Raw genomic sequence first — 15,680 nt, forward strand, 5'->3', positions numbered from 1 at the left:
GGGGCTCGGTCACGGCGGGTTCTCCCCTGGCGTAAAGAATCTGCGTGCTGAACAGCACTGGACAGGGGCAGTCTATGGGGGCCGCTTGATCACGAATCGGAGGGCCGCCCGCATGACACCGCCTGCGCCACGCTCGCTCGTGCCCCTGCCCGCCGACCGGCTGCGCGTCCCGACCGAGGAGGACGCGTACGCCTGGCACACGGTCTTCGACCACCCCGAGGTCATGGAGTTCCACGGCGGGAGGTCCGCCGAGGTGTCGGTGTACGAGGAGCTCACGGCCCGTCAGCGCCGCCACGACGCCGAACTCGGCTTCTGCTTCTGGACGATCCTCGACGAGGACGGCCGGGTCGCCGGCTTCACCGGCGCGCAGCCCTGGCCGCACCAGGAGTGGGGTCCGGTCGGCGCGATAGAGATCGGCTGGCGGCTCGGGCGCGCGGCCTGGGGCAAGGGGCTTGCCACCGGCGCGGCGCTCACCACGCTGGAGCGGCTGAAGGCGGCCGGGGTGCCGGAGGTGGTCGCGATGGTCGATGCCAGGAACCACCGTTCGATCGCCGTGGTCGAGCGGCTCGGGATGGAGCTCGCCGAGGTGTTCACGACACCGGTGGGCAAGCGGCGCGGACACCGCTACCGGCTCGCGCTCTGAGACGGACCGGTCCCGGCGCGCGCTACGAGAGCGACCGGTACCGGCTCGCGCTCCGGGACCGGGCGGGCCGTCCGGCGCCTTCCGGACGGCCCGGTTGCCGTTTACCCTTCCGGTACGCCTGGGGGTGACGGCTTTGCGCAGAAAACCCGAAGTGACGGTTCCGAAGTTCGTCGGTCAGATGGCCATGGACGTGCGCGAACAGGCCGCGCTCGCCGGTCTGTTGGTCGAGGCGCCGCAGGAGCCCGACTTCCCGTACATGGTCACGGACTACGTCGTACGGCAGTTCCCCGAGCCGGGTGCGCGGATCCCGTTCGGCGCGGTCGTCACCGTCTGGTTCGACTTCGGCCCCGACGAGGGCGAGGGCGGCAGCGGGGTGCGCGAACCCCGTACTCCACGGCCGCCGCGCGGCGGAATGCAGCGCGAGCTCGACGAGCCGGGTGAGCACGGCGGCAGCGGGGAGTGGATCCTTCCGGTGCGCTGAGGCCCGTACGGCGAGGGCCTGCCGCGCGGTGCACCACCACGCCGCAGGCCCTGGCCGGAGGTCGCGTCAGCCGGTCACCCGCCAGGTCGCGAGCGCCTCGTCGAAGATCTCCTGGCCGCCCAGCTGCCAGTTCTCCTCGTAGTCCGTGAAGTAGATCGCGTACTCCGTGCCGTCCTCGGCCACATAGCCCTGGTCGATGGCGTGCACGGTGCGGCCGGTCTCCTTCTCGGTGTACGTGTACTCCCAGATCGCGCCCGGCAGCCCGTGGAAGGTGTTCTCCTCCAGGCGGATCCGCTGATAGTCCGGGTTCTTCTGCGACTTCTTCTCGATCGTCAGGAAGTTCTCGTACGAGGTGACCTGGGCGTCCGGCACGATCCCGATCAGGAAGTGCCCGAAGCCGGTCGAACCGGCGTACGTGATCTGCCCGTTCTCCTCGCCCGTACGGCTCCAGACCTTCGGGACCGCGAGGGAGAAGCCGGCGGGATCGGTGACGATCCGGGAACCGGTGCCGGTGGCCGGGCTGTCGGAGGGGCCCTCCGCCGCGGGGTCGCCGGACGCGGACGGCTCGGCAGTCGGGGGCTCCGAACTCGGCGCCTGCGAGGGCGAGTCCGAGACCGACACCGAGGGCTTGGCATCCTCCTTGGCACCCGGGTCCTCGTCGTCCTTCTGGAGGAGCAGGAAGCCGGCCGTCGCACCGGCGCCGAGCGCGAGCGCCGCGGTCAGCGTGACCACCCACAGGGTGACGCGGGAGCGCTGCCCCTCCGGCGAGGACGGGGTCGGGTGCGGGGACGGATCCGGATAGGGAGGCGGGGACGTGGACGGGGGCGTGGACGGGGACGTGGGCGCGTAGGGGGCAGCGGGGGTCTGCTGCTGCGGGTAGCCGTATCCCGGGGCGGGCGGGTGCACCTGCCCCTGCGTCTCCGCCTGTCCGTGACCGCCGCTCTGCAACGCCTCGGAGTCAGGCGCGAGTTGAGCACCCGGAGCGCCGTGAGCATCCTGCGCGGCCGCCGTCGGCGCGTACCCCGGCGCGTACGGGGCGTAGGGCGCAGGCTGTACGGCCGCGCCGCCGGTCATGCGCAGCACGTACGGGCCGAGGAAGACCGCCGCCGAGAGCCAGAGCAGCCCGAACAGCAGCACCTCCGCGATGTCGACCGCGACCTCCGCGCCGCCCGCGCCGCCGAACCCGCCGAACTCCGTGCTCTCGCCGTCGGCTCCGAGGCCGGACAGCGCGCACACCACGAGCAGCAGGACGAAGAACAGGCCTGCCACCAGGACCTGTTCGCCCCGGTTCGGGTGCCGGCGGGCCGCGAGCACGCCGACCGTGAGGGCGCAGACCGCGCCGAGCGCGAGGCCGCCCACCAGGGCCCAGTCGCCGGCGAGGTCGGAGAGTTCGGACAGGCCGATCGTCTCGGACTCCGTGCCCCCGCCACCGAAGTTCGAGCTGCCCTTGGCCGTGAACTCCAGCGAGCCGCCCCAGCCGATGCCGAGCGCCGCGGCGCCGATGTTCGGCAGGAAGGCCAGCAGGACGAGCAGCCCCTCCTTCTCCATGTCGTCGAGGGAGGCCAGACACAGGTACGCGGTCACGGCGGCCACCGCGAGCACAACGGCCAGTGCGCGCAGGGCAGTTGCCGTGGCCCGTACGAAGGCCTGCGCGCCCGGGCGCACCGCGAGCCACTGCGCGAGGTCGTCCCGGTGCAGCAGCCCCACGGCGACGGCGGCCGTCAGACCGAGGGCGCCGAGCGCGGACAGGAACGGCAGCGAGGAGATCTCGACCCCCTCCACGGTGGGCTGCGCGAACAGGGCGAGCACCAGGACCCCGGCGGTGGCCAGCAGGGCGACCCGTACGGCGGCTTCGAGACCAGCGGTGCGGGAGGCGGCGGGTGCGGCGGCCTGGCGGTTACGGAGCATCCGTACGCCGATGAGCGTGGCCGCGATCCAGAGCGCGGTGAGGGTGAGCGGGGCGATGGACAGCGCAGCCGTGCCCGAGTCGGCGCCGCCGGTCTCGAACAGGCCCGAGCCGCCGCCGTAACCACCGTCGCCCCCGAAGCCCGAATCCCCGTCGGTGCCGAAGGGGTTGGAGTCCTCGGCGGGGCCCGTCACCTCGAAGCCGCCGCCGAGTCCCTGGAGGAGCAGCGCGAGGACGAGGCGGAGCCGGTCGGTGAAGGAGACGACGACCTCGTCGTCCTGTCCGTATGTGGGGATGGCGAGCGAGACCGAGGCGATCAGGAGCATGCCGAGGGGCCACAGCGCGGCCTGCGCGGACGCGGCCCAGCCACCACGGAAGGCCCGCCCGAGGAACGCGCCTACGGGGGAAGGCCCCGCGGGTGCGGGGGCGAAGGCGGGCGGGGGCAGGGGCGGGGCACCGGGCGCGGGGACGCTCGGCTCGGGAGTGCTCGGCACGGAGGCGCCAGGCGCGGGTGCGCTCGGCGGAGGGGGCGGGGTGCCAGGGGCTGCCGGAGGCGGGGTGCCGGGGACGGCCGGAGGCGGGGTACCTGGGACGGCCGGAGGCGGCAACTCCCCTCTCTCGCGCCCGCATTTCATGCAGAAGCGGGCCTCCTCCACGAACGGGGTGCCGCAATCTGGGCAGTACGAGGACAAGCCGGGCTCCAGGACATCAGGGACGGAGACGGGGTGAGCGGTGTTCCGCACCCGTACGGACTCAGCTTGCCCCTGCGCCGGTTCCCGTCAACTCCCTTCCCGGGAGGGCCCGACGGGCCCGGCCGGCCCGACGGGCCCAGTGGACGCCCCACGCCTCAGAAGACCGAACCTCAGAACACCGACAGCCCCGTCAACGTCGTGAACGCGTCGAGCGCGTCCACCCCCGCCACCGAGTTCCCGCGCGCGTCCAGCCCCGGGCTCCACACGCACACCGTGCACCGGTTCGGCACGACCGCGACGATGCCGCCGCCGACACCGCTCTTGCCGGGCAGGCCGACGCGGTAGGCGAAGTCGCCCGCGGCGTCGTAGGTCCCGCAGGTCATCATCACCGCGTTGATCTGCTTGGCCTCGCTGCGGCTCAGCAGCCGCGAGCCGTCCGCGCGCACACCGTGCCGGGCCAGGAAGCCGGTGGCCAGGGCGAGATCGGCGCAGTCCATCTCGATCGAGCACTGCCGGAAGTAGTGGTCGAGCAGCGGCGGAATCGGCTGGCGGATATGCCCGTACGAGGCGATGAAGTGCGCGAGCGCGGCGTTGCGGTCCCCGTGGGCCGCCTCGGACGCGGCGACTTCGAGGTCGAAGCGGAGCTCCGGGTTGCCGCTCTCGGCGCGCAGGAACGCGAGCAGGTCGGCGCTCGCGTCCCCGGTCGCGGTCTGGAGGCGGTCGGTGACCACGAGGGCGCCCGCGTTGATGAACGGATTGCGCGGGATGCCGTTCTCGTACTCCAGCTGCACCAGGGAGTTGAAGGGGTTACCGGAGGGCTCGCGCCCCACGTGGTCCCAGAGTTCGGCGCCCTCGTGCGCGAGGACGAGGGCGAGCGCGAACACCTTGGTGATCGACTGCGTGGAGAAGGGCGTACGCCACTCCCCCACCCCGCACACCCCGCCGTCGAGGTCGGCGACGGCCATGCCGAAGCGGTCGGGGTCCACGCAGGCGAGCGCGGGGATGTAGTCGGCGGAGCGGCCGCGGCCGGTCCTGATCCCGGCCGCGATCTCCTCGAGGACGGACAGATAGTGCTCGGCCTTCGGGGCCTCGTGCTCGTACGGCATCGCTCAGGAAGCCTTGAAGCCCCGGTGGAGCGTGACGATGCCGCCGGACAGATTGCGCCAGGCGACCTTGCCCCAGCCGGCCTTCTGCAGCTTCGCGGCGAGCGCGGGCTGGTCCGGCCAGTCGCGGATGGACTCGGCGAGATAGACGTACGCGTCCGGGTTGGACGAGACCGCGCGCGCGACGGGCGGCAGCGCGCGCATCAGGTACTCGGTGTAGACGGTGCGGAACGGAGCCCAAGTCGGGTGGCTGAACTCGCAGATGACCACGCGTCCGCCGGGCTTGGTCACGCGGTACAGCTCGCGCAGCGCCTGGTCGGTCTGCTGCACGTTGCGCAGCCCGAAGGAGATGGTGACGGCGTCGAAGGTGTCGTCCTTGAACGGCAGCTTCGTGGCGTCGCCCGCGGTGAACGGCATGTGCGGGTGGTTGCGCTTGCCCACCCGGAGCATGCCGAGCGAGAAGTCGCAGGGCACCACGTAGGCGCCGGCCTGGGCGAAGGGCTGGCTGGAGGTGGCGGTGCCGGCGGCGAGGTCGAGGATCTTCTGCGCGGGCCGGGCGTCGACGGCCTTCGCGACCTCCTTGCGCCATCGGCGGTCCTGCCCGAGCGACAGCACGTCGTTGGTGAGGTCGTACTTCTCGGCGACGTCGTCGAACATCGAGGCGACTTCGTGCGGCTGCTTGTCCAAGGATGCGCGGGTCACGTGCCCATCCTCTCAGGCCCGGATGGGCGGCCCTCGCTGTGGGGCGGGTGAGTGTCGTGTGGGGGTGGGCGGGGTGTGCCCGGTGGGCGCCTGCGGCGGAGGGCCGGATTCACCTGCCCCGGTACACCAACCGCCCGCCGATCACCGTGGCCACGCAGGTCGACGGTCCGAGGCGGACCAGGTCCTCGCGGGACTCGACGTCGAAGACCGCGAAGCGGGCCGGGCCGCCCACCACCAGCTGAGGCAGCAGCACCAGCGGCTTCGGGGACAGCGACACCGGGCCGGGGAGCTGTGCGGGGCGGGCCGCGAAGACCAGCCCCACGCCCCGTACCGCGTCCAGCGCCGCCTTCGACCTGAGCTCGCCCGCGATCGCCACCGTCCCGTGCGCGAGCAGCCGCTGGACACCCCGGCGGGCCGAGGGGCCGAGGCGGGACGGATCGGTGCGGAAGAGTTCACGGGCGCGCTCGCCGCCGATCGGCAGCGTGCCGAACTTCTCCGCCTCGCGCGGGTCCGGGTGGTAGGTCGACTCCAGGATCTCCGGGCCGTACGGGTTGAGGAGCCCCGGCGTGAGGAGGCCCGGCCAGCGGCGCACCCGGGCGGACGGGTGGGCCGCGGTCAGTTCCTCGGGAGAGCCCAGAGCTGCGACGGTGTCCCCGTCCACGAGGACAGCGGACGAGCCGGTGACGTGAAGGGTCAGCAAAACAGGCTCAGTTGGCCGGGAGCAGCTTGAGCTCCGGGTGGGCCGTGCCGCCCTCGATCGCCGTGGAGGAGATGTGCGAGGCCACGCGCGCGTCCACCGGGTCGTTCGCCGGGTCGTCGTGCACGACCAGGTGCTCGTACGTGGTCGAGCGCTGCGCCGGGACGCGGTCCGCGGTGCGGATCATCTCGATGATCTCCTGGAGGTTCGAGCGGTGCTTGGCACCGGCCGAGGAGACCACGTTCTCCTCCAGCATCACCGAGCCGAGGTCGTCCGCGCCGTAGTGCAGCGTCAGCTGGCCGACCTCCTTGCCGGTGGTCAGCCAGGAGCCCTGGATGTGCGCGACGTTGTCCAGGAAGAGGCGGGCGATCGCGATCATCCGCAGGTACTCGAAGAGCGTGGCCTGCGTCTGGCCGCGCAGCTTGTTGTTCTGCGGCTGGTAGGTGTACGGGATGAACGCGCGGAAGCCGCCCGTGCGGTCCTGCACGTCACGGATCATGCGCAGGTGCTCGATGCGCTCGGCGTTGGTCTCGCCGGTGCCCATGAGCATCGTGGAGGTGGACTCCACGCCCAGGTTGTGCGCGATCTCCATGATCTCCAGCCAGCGCTCGCCGGACTCCTTGAGCGGGGCGATCGCCTTGCGGGGACGCTCCGGGAGCAGCTCGGCGCCGGCGCCCGCGAAGGAGTCGAGACCGGCCGCGTGGATCCGGCGGATGGCCTCCTCGGCGCTCACACCGGAGATCCGCGCCATGTGCTCGACCTCGCTCGCCCCCAGCGAATGGATCACCAGCTGCGGATAGGCCTTCTTGATCGCCGAGAAGTGCTCCTCGTAGTACTCCACACCGAAGTCCGGGTGGTGGCCGCCCTGGAACATGATCTGCGTGCCGCCCAGCTCGACCGTCTCCGCGCAGCGGCGCAGGATGTCGTCGAGGTCGCGGGTCCAGCCCTTGGCCGTGTCCTTCGGCGGGGCGTAGAAGGCGCAGAACTTGCAGGCCGTCACGCAGACGTTGGTGTAGTTGATGTTCCGCTCGATGATGTACGTCGCGATGTGCTCCGTACCGGCGTAGCGGCGGCGGCGCGCGGCGTCCGCGGCGGCGCCCAGCGCGTGCAGCGGGGCGTGCCGGTAGAGGTCGAGGGCCTCTTCGGGGGTGATCCGCCCACCCTCGGCGGCGCGGTCGAGAATCGACTGGAGTGCGGCCTTCTCGGTCACCGGGTCCCTTTCGGCAGGCTTCCACTACGGACCGATCCAGCGTACGCCAGCGGCCTGCGCGGGTTTCCGGGGGATCCGTCCCCCTCACCGCCCGGCCGTCCCCAGCCCCGGGGCGCTAGCCGACCTTCGAGAGCCGGGCCCGCGGGTCGCCGCCGTCCGGGTTCTCGGAGGCGTACTGAAGATCGTCACCTACCGGGGTCAGCCGTACGACGTGGTCGTTCTGCGTGCAGCGCGCGTCCCCCTTGTTCTTCGCCCGGCCGGTGGCGACCAGCTCCTTCTCGGACACGGACTTCAGGATCAGGACGTCCGTGCAGGTGCTCGCACCGAGCTCGTCCGTCATGCTCGCGCTGCCGATCTCCTTGCCGACGGCCGCCTGCTGCACCGTCACCTTCACCGTGCCCGCGGGCAGCAGGCCGTCGAGCGCCTGGGCCTTGCCCTCCCAGGTGCCGAGGTAGCGCTCGGGGATCTCGTTCAGCTGCTCGCCGGAGCCGCCGCTGCCGCCGGGCTCCTGCGAGGGGGTGGCCGACTGCGTGGCCGCCGGCGGTCTGGTCGACTGGTCGGTCCCGCCGCCCGCACCGCTGTCCGCGCCGCGGTCGGGGAGCATGTTGAACACGAACACCCCGCCCAGGCTCACCGCCGCGACGGCGCTCGCGACGGCGAGGGCCAGGGTGCAACTCACCTTGCGCCCGCGCCCGTTGTCGCCCTGCGCGGTGGCGGCCGTCACCGAGACGGACAGCCGGCCCGGCGTGGGCACGGCGTCGGCCGGCGCCGCGGACGGGCCACCGGCCGTGGCGGGCTCGGAAGACTGCGCGGCCGCCGGTGCAGCTCCCTGTGCGGATCCCTGTGCCGATTCCTGTACGGGGGCCGGTATGTAGGAGGGGTCCGGCGGCCCGAACACCCCGGCGCCCACCGCGGGCTTGCTGAACTCCACCGGCCCCGAGGCGGGCGGCGGTGCCACCGGCTCCAGGTCGAGCAGGCGTACGGCGGTCCTGCTGACCTGCTCGACCAGCGGGCCCGGCAGCCAGCCCGCCGCCACCAGTTCCGCCGCGCCGCCGGGCGCGAGCCGGCGGGCCACCTCCTCGGGGGCCGGCCGGGCCGCGGGGTCCTTGGCCAGGCAGGCGAGGACCACCTCGCGCAAGTCCCCGCCGGGGAGCGGGACTTCGGGCTCGGTGTGCACGACCTGGTAGAGCAGGGCCGCCGAGGAGTCCCCGGTGAAGGGGGCGGTGCCGGTGGCCGCGTACGCGAGGACGGCGCCGAGCGAGAAGACGTCCGAGGCGCCGCTGACGCCCTGGCCGAGGATCTGCTCGGGGGCCATGTAGCCGGGCGAGCCGATCGAGACGCCGGAGGAGGTGAGCGAGGCCGTGCCGTCCGTGGCGCGGGCGATGCCGAAGTCGATCAGGCGCGGGCCGTCCAGGGCGAGCAGCACGTTCGACGGTTTGACGTCGCGGTGGATCAGGTCGAGGGCGTGCACGGCCGCGAGCGCCTCGCCGAGTCCGGCGCCGAGCACCCGTACCGAATGATCGGGCAGCGAGCGCAGCGTGCCCCGCTCGCCCACCGCGTCCGACAGCGAGGGACCGGCGACATAGCCGGTGGCCACCCACGGCACGGCGGCCGTGGGGTCGGCGTCGAGCACGGGGGCGGTCCAGGCGCCGCCGACCCGGCGCGCGGCCTCCACCTCGCGCCGGAAGCGCTCGCGGAACTCCTCGTCGAGCGCGAAGTGCGGGTGCACGACCTTGACGGCGACGGTCCGCCCGCCGGTGCTGCGGCCCAGGTAGACCCGGCCCATGCCGCCGGCGCCCAGGCGCCCGAGCAGCCGGTACGGGCCGATGGCGGTCGGTTCGCCCGCTTCGAGCGGCTGCATGGTGTCGGCCTCCCCCGATGTACCTCACTGACCTCGGCCGTACGGCGCGCCGGCCCACGGCCCCGGACCTCACCGGCCTCGGCTAGGAGCAGCGTAGGCCCGCGGGGGGTGGGCGCAGTGGCCCGGATCACCTTCTGCCACAGGCAACCGCATAGGTCGCCTTTGCCTCTTTATGTCCGGAATCAGGACGCCGGAGCGCGTCCTCACCACCCCTGTACCGCCCCCGTCCCCTTTCCTTCCTGTCCCCTTCCCTTCCTGCCCGGAGAACTCCCATGAAGCGCCTGACGCATCTGAAGCGCCCGTACATCACGGTGGTGATCACCACCGTGGCCATCGCCGCCGCCCTCGTCGCCGTCCTGCGGCCGGGCGGTCATCAGGACGAGGTCAGCTACGGCGGCTCGCGGCCGGTGACCCAGGCGAAGGCGACTCCGGGCTCGGACGTGCAGCTGCCCACCAATCCGCGCACCTGGGAGACCCAGCGCACCCTCGCCGACGGCACCACGATCGGCGTGACGACGCTGCACGGCGAGAAGTCGGGCTTCACCGGCAAGGTGTGGGTCTGGGCGCCGAAGGAGTACAGCGACCCGAAGTACGCGAACAGCGCCTTTCCGGTGATGATCGCGCTGCCCGGCTCGTACGGCTTCCCCAACAACTACTGGTGGGGCACCGACTTCGCGCTCCAGGAGAAGGTCGCGCAGGCCGCGGCCCAGGGGAAGAGCAAGCCGTACATCATCGTGATGCCGGTCCAGAACCCGAACCGGGACCACTACTACGACGGCGCCGACATCCCGGGCCAGCCGAAGATGGGCACCTGGATGTCGGACGACGTGCCGAACCTGGTCAAGGAGAACTTCCGTACGCTCCGCTCCCCCGAGGGCTGGGGCTTCTTCGGCTCGTCCTCCGGCGGCTACATCGGCCTGAAGATGGCGCTCCAGCACCCGGACAAGTTCGGCTTCGCCATCGCCGGCGGCCCCGACACCTACCCCGACTCGCCGCTCTGGAAGGGCCACGAGAAGGAGAAGCAGGCGAACAACCCCGAGCAGCTGGCCGCGGACCTGATCAGGAAGGGCGGACCGGTCAAGGTCCGCATCACCTTCCTGATGGGCGACAAGGAGCCCGCGAAGGACCTGGCGCGGATCAAGGACTTCATGGCGAAGTACGGCAAGGGTCCGGTCGCGACCGACCTGCACATGATCGCCAACGCCGGGCACGACGGCTACAAGTACGGGGCCGCCCTGTTCGACGGCCCGCTGCAGAAGATCAGCGAGCACGTCCCGGGTCCCACGGCCGGACAGGCCCCGGCCGCCTGAGGACCGGAGCGCACGCCCGTCTAGCCGCCGAGCAGGTCCACCTTCACGTCCGCCGCGAAGCCCGTCGTCGGGCCGACGCGGCGGGCGAACTCGGTGACACCGGCCAGCTGGTCCGGGCCGAAGCGGAAGTCGAGCGTCGTGAAGTACCGCTCGAGCACCCCGGCGTCGAAGCTCTCCCAGCGCGCCGCCTGCTCGGCCACCTTCGCGACCTCCTCGAGGGAGACGTCGCGCGAGGCCAGGAACGCCTCGTGCACCTGCCGTACGACGTGCGGCTCGCGCTCCAGGTAGTCGCGCCGGGCCGCCCACACCGCGAAGACGAAGGGCAGTCCGGTCCACTCCTTCCACATCGCGCCGAGGTCGTGCACCTGAAGGCCGAGCCGCGGCGCGTCGTGCAGGTTCGCGCGCAGGGCGGCGTCCCCGATCAGGACGGCCGCCTCGGCCTCCTGCATCATCAGGCCGAGGTCGGGCGGGCACGTGTAGTAGTCGGGCGTCACCCCGACGTGCTCGGCGAGCAGCAGCTGCGCCAGGCGCACAGAGGTGCGCGAGGTGGAGCCGAGCGCCACGCGCGCCCCGTCCAGCCGGTCGAGGGGCTGCTGCGAGACGATCACGCAGGACATCACCGGGCCGTCGCAGCCCACCGCGATGTCGGGCAGGGCGACCAGCTGGTCGGCGTGTTTCAGGAACTCCACGAGCGTGATCGGACCGATGTCCAGATCGCCGCGTACGAGCTGCTCGCTGAGCTTCTCGGGGGTGTCCTTGGTGAGCTCGAGGTCGAGCAGGGTGCCGGTCCGGGCGAGACCCCAGTACAGCGGCAGACAGTTCAGGAACTGGATGTGGCCGACTCGTGGCCGGCTGCGACGGGATGCAGGATTGTCCACATCGCGAGGCTAGACCCGATGTGGTGCGGTGCGGACGCCGGGGGGGCGGCGCCGGGGTCGCCGCGTATCCGTTCACCCGCCCGTTTCCGTCCGATAAGTCACCGTTCGTCAATCACCGCCTCACCCCTGTCAAACATACGAGTGACGTGATCTTGCCCTCTATCGCTTCCCACAGACTGCGTGCTAGGCTCGCCGCAAGTTGCAGTTTGGTTTCCCTTGCAGTACAGAGCCTGCGGAGCATGTGACCGCGGGCTCTCGTCGTTTTCAGACTTACGCAGTAGTGGTGACACTTCGCAGAAGGTTCTGGAGCAGGGCGACCCTTTGGCCCATAGGAGGGCTTTATGGCTACCGGAACCGTCAAGTGGTTCAACGCTGAAAAGGGCTTTGGCTTCATCGCCCAGGAAGGCGGCGGCCCGGATGTCTTCGTCCACTACTCCGCGATCAACGCGTCCGGCTTCCGCTCCCTCGAGGAGAACCAGGCCGTGACCTTCGATGTCACGCAGGGCCCGAAGGGCCCGCAGGCCGAGAACGTCACGCCGGTCTGATCCGGACGACACTGCGTTTGATCCGCCCGGCCGGCTGAGGCCGGGCACGGATTGCACCACCCAAGGAGCCCCCTCCCCGCAGCAGCGGGGAAGCGGGGCTCCTGCCTTTTCCGCCGGCGTTCCTTTTGAGGCCGACAGTCCCGACCCTCCGGGCCCAATTGCCCTGAGAAGTGCGGACGGCTCCTGTTTACGGTGAACGCGAACTGCATTCATCGACAGGGAGCCGGCACACCTCATGAGCGGCAGCAAGAAGGACCAGCAGCGGGCTGCGCGGGAGCGGCTGCGGGCCGAGCGGGACGCCGCCGCGCGCAAGGCGAAGGTGCGCGGCAGGCTGCTGGTCTCCACCGCCGTCGTGGCCGCGCTCGCCGTGGTGGGCGGCGCCGCCTGGTACATCGCGCGGCCGAGCGCCGACGCCGCTGCGGCCGAGGGCCCGCTGGTGCGGCCCGCGCACACCACCGGTGCGGACGGCGTGGTCGTGCCGTACGGCAAGGCCGGCAGCGAGCACGTCCTGAGCATCTGGCTCGATCCGCGCTGCCCGTACTGCGCGGGTGTGGAGACCGGGCTCGGCAAGACGATGAAGCAGCAGGCCGACGCCGGCACGTACCGGATCGAATACCACTTCGCGAGCTTTCTCGACGGGTCGCTCGGCGGGAAGGGTTCCAAGCGGGCGCTGAACGCGCTCGGGGCCGCCGTGAACGAGAGCCCCGAGAAATTCATGGAATACCTGAACGTCCTGTACGCGAACCACCCCGAGAAGGAGACCGACGACAAGTTCGGCTCCACCGCCACGCTCCTCGAGCTCGCGGACCAGGTGGAGGGACTGCGGACTCCCGCATTCAACAAGGCCGTCAAGGAACTCACGTATATGCCGTGGGTGGAAAAGGTCTCGCAGCAGTTCTACGAGCAGGACATCAATGGGACGCCGACGGTCCTGATCGACGGGAAAAAGATCCAGGTAAACTCGGGAAAGGGCATCGAGTCCATTTCGCCCGGGCAGTTCACGAAGCTCGTCGACGAGCACATCGGGTAGTCCGCTGCGGGCCGACGTGAGGGAGCGTGCCATCCGGAGCAGGTGGGCATGGCGGATCAAGGCGCTCGCGTGTGCGGGCGCCCTGGTCACCGTGGTCGCGCTGACCGACCGGGAGACCACTCCGGAATCCGCCGCGGAGATCCCGCCGTATGTCGGCGCGCTGTTCAGCAATGATCTGGACGGCGGGCATTTCTGCACCGCTTCGGTCGTGCACAGCGAGGGCCGCAATCTGATCGCCACCGCCGCGCATTGCCTGGGCGACGCGGAGGGAAAGGTCTTCGCCCCGGCGTACGCGTACGGCGAGGCGCCCTACGGCACCTGGACCATCGAGAAGATCTACGAGGACTCCTCCTGGCTGGACGGCGAGGACGAGGACGCGGACCTCGCCTTCGCGACCCTCGCGCCCCGCGACGGCGAGGAGATCGAGGACGTCACCGGGGCGAACGTGCTGGACGCGGGTGGCCGCACCGCGGGGAAGGTCACCGTGACCGGCTACCCCAGCGACCTCGACCACCCGCTGACCTGCACGGTCGAGCCCACCGAAGAGACCGCCACGCGCCAGCGGGTGGACTGCCCCGACTTCGCCACCGGCACCAGCGGCAGCCCGTGGGTGACCGGCGACGGCCGGCTCGTCGGGGTGCTGGGCGGCTACGAGGGCGGCGGCGAGTCGGACGACGTCTCGTACAGCATCGTGCTCGGAGAGCTGGCGGCGCGGCTGTACGAGCAGGCGACCGGCTAACTGCCCGCTTCCGGGCGGCCCTTGGCGTACAGCGCCTCGATCCGGTCCGCGTACCGTTCGAGCACCGCCTTCCTGCGGACCTTCATGCTCGGGGTGAGCAGGCCGCCCTCGATGTCGAAGTCCTCGTCGAGGATCGCGAAGGCGCGGATGCGGGCGGGGCGGGCGAGCTGGGTGTTGGCCGTCTCCACGGCCTCCTCGATCAGGGTGTGGATGCGCGGGTCCTGGAGTGAGGTGAGGGTGATGCCTTCGCGGGCGGCCCAGCCGCGTATCTCCTCCTCGTCGAGGGTGAGCAGGGCGACGGGGTAGGGGCGGTGGTCGCCGACCATCACCGCGCGGGAGACGAACCGGGACTGTTGGAGGGCGAATTCGGTCAGCGACGGGGTGAGGTTCTTGCCGCCGGAGGTGATGATCAGGTCCTTCTTGCGGCCGGTGATGAAGAGGTATCCGTCCTCGTCCAGGCGCCCCAAGTCCCCGGTGTGCAGCCAGCCTTCGGCGTCCAGGGCCTCGGCGGTCGCCGCCGGGTCCGCGTGGTAGCCGAGGAAGACGTGCGGGCCGCGCGTCAGCACCTCGCCGTCCTCGGCGATCCGCACCTCGCAGCCGGGCATCGGCCGGCCGACCGAGCCGAAGCGGTACGCCGCCGGGTGGTTGAGCGAGACGACTCCGCCGGACTCCGTCATGCCGTACCCCTCGAAGAGGGAGATGCCGCAGGCGCGCAGGAAGGTGAGGGTGGCGGGGGCGATGGGGGCCGCGCCGGTCAGCGCCCACTTCAGGCGGCCGCCGAACGCCGCCCGGACGAGGGAGAAGAGCTTCTCGTCCGCGGCCCGCCAGGCTTCGAGGAGTCCGGGGTCGGGCTCCTCGCTCCGTTCGCGCACGTCGGCCATCGCCACGCCGACCCGCAGCGCCTCCTCGAAGCGCGCACGGCCGCCCTCCTGCCCTTCGGCGAGACCGAGCACCACCGAGTGGATCTTCTCGAACAGGCGCGGTACGGAAGGGAGATGGGTCGGGCGGGCCTCGGCGAGCTCACCGACGATGTCCTCCACGCGGCCGCCGAAGTAGATCAGCTCCGAGCCCTTGAGCACCGTCTTGAACTGCACGAGCTGCGCCATCGCGTGCGCGAGCGGCAGATAGAGGTACGTGGAGTCGCCCTCGCCCTCGGGGATCAGGTCGAGCGTGCCCTCGCGCACCGCCGCGAAATTGCCGTGCGTGAGCGTGCAGCCCTTGGGCATGCCGGTGGTGCCCGAGGTGTAGATGACTGTGGCGACGTCGTCGTCGCTACGGGCCTGCGCGCGGGCGTCGAGTGCCTGCTCGGGGGACGGGTCCGGCAGGCGGAGCAGGTCGAGGTCCTTGTCGGCCGCCTCCGTCATCAGAACCACGTCGCGCACGCCGGGCAGCCGGGCGCGCAGCCGCTCGATCTTGGCTGCCTGGGCGGGGTTCTCGCAGATCACCACCGAGGAACCGGAGTTGGTGAGCACCCACACCACCTCCTCGTCCCCGGCCGTCGGATAGACCGGCACCACCACCGCACCGGCCGCGAAGGCGCCGAGCTGCGCGTAGGTCCACTCCGGCCGGGTCTCCCCGAGCACCGCCACCCGGTCGTCTGCGCGCACCCCGAGCCCCATCAGACCGCGGGCCACCTGCCGCACGGTGGCGCGCAGTTCCGCGTACGAGAGGGAGTGCGGGCCGTCCGGCGTCCTGAAGCGCAGGGCGGGACGGCCCCCGTAGCGCTCGGCCGCCCAATCGGCCAGCACAGCAAGGGATTTGGGCGCTTCGGTCAGGGTTTCTGGCTGTTCGGTCTGCTGCACGACGCCTCCCCGGGTCCACGGTGCGTAGGACCTTAGGGACGCTGCGCTACGGAAAGGGATGACTGGAGGCGTCAGCGGCAC

General features: G+C 71.5%; 14 protein-coding genes. 6 read left to right on the plus strand and 8 right to left on the minus strand.

The genetic code is table 11. The features are described from left to right. Positions 1–112 precede the first annotated feature (112 nt). Positions 113–643 carry a GNAT family N-acetyltransferase gene (locus BLT97_RS33445; RefSeq protein ID WP_093617123.1) on the plus strand — a complete coding sequence of 177 codons (531 nt, stop codon included), beginning with the start codon at positions 113–115 and terminating at the stop codon, positions 641–643. A 151-nt stretch (positions 644–794) separates the two neighbouring features. Continuing rightward, positions 795–1,124, plus strand: coding sequence for a PASTA domain-containing protein (locus BLT97_RS33450; RefSeq protein ID WP_093617125.1), 330 nt, complete (start codon positions 795–797; stop codon positions 1,122–1,124). Positions 1,125–1,190: 66 nt separating this feature from the next. Here BLT97_RS33450 and BLT97_RS33455 read toward each other — a convergent pair whose 3' ends face one another. The 6 genes from BLT97_RS33455 to BLT97_RS33480 all read right to left on the minus strand — a co-directional run bounded on the left by BLT97_RS33455 (position 1,191) and on the right by BLT97_RS33480 (position 9,295). Further along, the gene (locus BLT97_RS33455) at positions 1,191–3,524 is read right to left on the minus strand and encodes a hypothetical protein (protein WP_143041426.1); all 2,334 of its coding nucleotides are present in this window, start codon (positions 3,522–3,524) and stop codon (positions 1,191–1,193) included. Between the two features lie 368 nt (positions 3,525–3,892). Continuing rightward, positions 3,893–4,828: a glutaminase gene (locus tag BLT97_RS33460; RefSeq protein ID WP_093617127.1), complete on the minus strand. Its 936-nt coding sequence runs from the start codon at positions 4,826–4,828 to the stop codon at positions 3,893–3,895. Positions 4,829–4,831: 3 nt separating this feature from the next. Further along, entirely contained in the window at positions 4,832–5,527 is a 696-nt protein-coding gene (locus BLT97_RS33465) for a demethylmenaquinone methyltransferase (protein ID WP_093617129.1), read from the minus strand. Positions 5,528–5,636: 109 nt separating this feature from the next. Beyond that, complete coding sequence (locus tag BLT97_RS33470) at positions 5,637–6,227, minus strand: imidazolonepropionase-like domain-containing protein (RefSeq protein ID WP_093617132.1); 591 nt, start codon at positions 6,225–6,227, stop codon at positions 5,637–5,639. A gap of 7 nt (positions 6,228–6,234) precedes the next feature. Next, a complete protein-coding gene (gene mqnC, locus BLT97_RS33475; protein WP_093617134.1) occupies positions 6,235–7,434 on the minus strand; it encodes a cyclic dehypoxanthinyl futalosine synthase in 1,200 nt (399 codons plus the stop codon). 115 nt (positions 7,435–7,549) lie between these two features. After that, positions 7,550–9,295: a serine/threonine-protein kinase gene (locus BLT97_RS33480; RefSeq protein WP_093617136.1), complete on the minus strand. Its 1,746-nt coding sequence runs from the start codon at positions 9,293–9,295 to the stop codon at positions 7,550–7,552. A gap of 272 nt (positions 9,296–9,567) precedes the next feature. On the opposite strand from BLT97_RS33480, the gene BLT97_RS33485 reads away from it, so the two are divergent. Beyond that, on the plus strand, positions 9,568–10,605 hold the full coding sequence (locus BLT97_RS33485; protein WP_093617138.1) for an alpha/beta hydrolase: 1,038 nt from the start codon (positions 9,568–9,570) through the stop codon (positions 10,603–10,605). Positions 10,606–10,625: 20 nt separating this feature from the next. On the opposite strand, the gene BLT97_RS33490 is transcribed toward BLT97_RS33485, so the two are convergent. Beyond that, entirely contained in the window at positions 10,626–11,483 is an 858-nt protein-coding gene (locus BLT97_RS33490) for a menaquinone biosynthetic enzyme MqnA/MqnD family protein (protein ID WP_093617140.1), read from the minus strand. 341 nt (positions 11,484–11,824) lie between these two features. Between BLT97_RS33490 and BLT97_RS33495 the strand changes: the two genes are divergently transcribed. The 3 genes from BLT97_RS33495 to BLT97_RS33505 all read left to right on the plus strand — a co-directional run bounded on the left by BLT97_RS33495 (position 11,825) and on the right by BLT97_RS33505 (position 13,797). Next, complete coding sequence (locus BLT97_RS33495) at positions 11,825–12,028, plus strand: cold-shock protein (RefSeq protein ID WP_033319512.1); 204 nt, start codon at positions 11,825–11,827, stop codon at positions 12,026–12,028. Between the two features lie 235 nt (positions 12,029–12,263). Further along, on the plus strand, positions 12,264–13,058 hold the full coding sequence (locus tag BLT97_RS33500; RefSeq protein ID WP_093617142.1) for a thioredoxin domain-containing protein: 795 nt from the start codon (positions 12,264–12,266) through the stop codon (positions 13,056–13,058). Between the two features lie 16 nt (positions 13,059–13,074). After that, a complete protein-coding gene (locus BLT97_RS33505; protein WP_176953982.1) occupies positions 13,075–13,797 on the plus strand; it encodes a trypsin-like serine peptidase in 723 nt (240 codons plus the stop codon). Here BLT97_RS33505 and BLT97_RS33510 read toward each other — a convergent pair. After that, on the minus strand, positions 13,794–15,599 hold the full coding sequence (locus BLT97_RS33510; protein WP_245769686.1) for an AMP-dependent synthetase/ligase: 1,806 nt from the start codon (positions 15,597–15,599) through the stop codon (positions 13,794–13,796). The two genes, BLT97_RS33505 and BLT97_RS33510, sit on opposite strands and share 4 nt — an antisense overlap. Between the last annotated feature and the right edge of the window lie 81 nt (positions 15,600–15,680).

This window comes from Streptomyces indicus (genome assembly GCF_900100315.1).
Classification (GTDB): Bacteria; Actinomycetota; Actinomycetes; order Streptomycetales; family Streptomycetaceae; genus Streptomyces; species Streptomyces indicus.

Coding starts and splice junctions, on each gene's coding strand:
- BLT97_RS33480 (WP_093617136.1), bottom strand. CDS start 9,295: ATGCAGCCGCTCGAAGCGGGCGAACCGACCGCCATCGGCCCGTACCGG.
- BLT97_RS33485 (WP_093617138.1), top strand. CDS start 9,568: ATGAAGCGCCTGACGCATCTGAAGCGCCCGTACATCACGGTGGTGATC.
- BLT97_RS33495 (WP_033319512.1), top strand. CDS start 11,825: ATGGCTACCGGAACCGTCAAGTGGTTCAACGCTGAAAAGGGCTTTGGC.
- BLT97_RS33500 (WP_093617142.1), top strand. CDS start 12,264: ATGAGCGGCAGCAAGAAGGACCAGCAGCGGGCTGCGCGGGAGCGGCTG.
- BLT97_RS33460 (WP_093617127.1), bottom strand. CDS start 4,828: ATGCCGTACGAGCACGAGGCCCCGAAGGCCGAGCACTATCTGTCCGTC.
- BLT97_RS33445 (WP_093617123.1), top strand. CDS start 113: ATGACACCGCCTGCGCCACGCTCGCTCGTGCCCCTGCCCGCCGACCGG.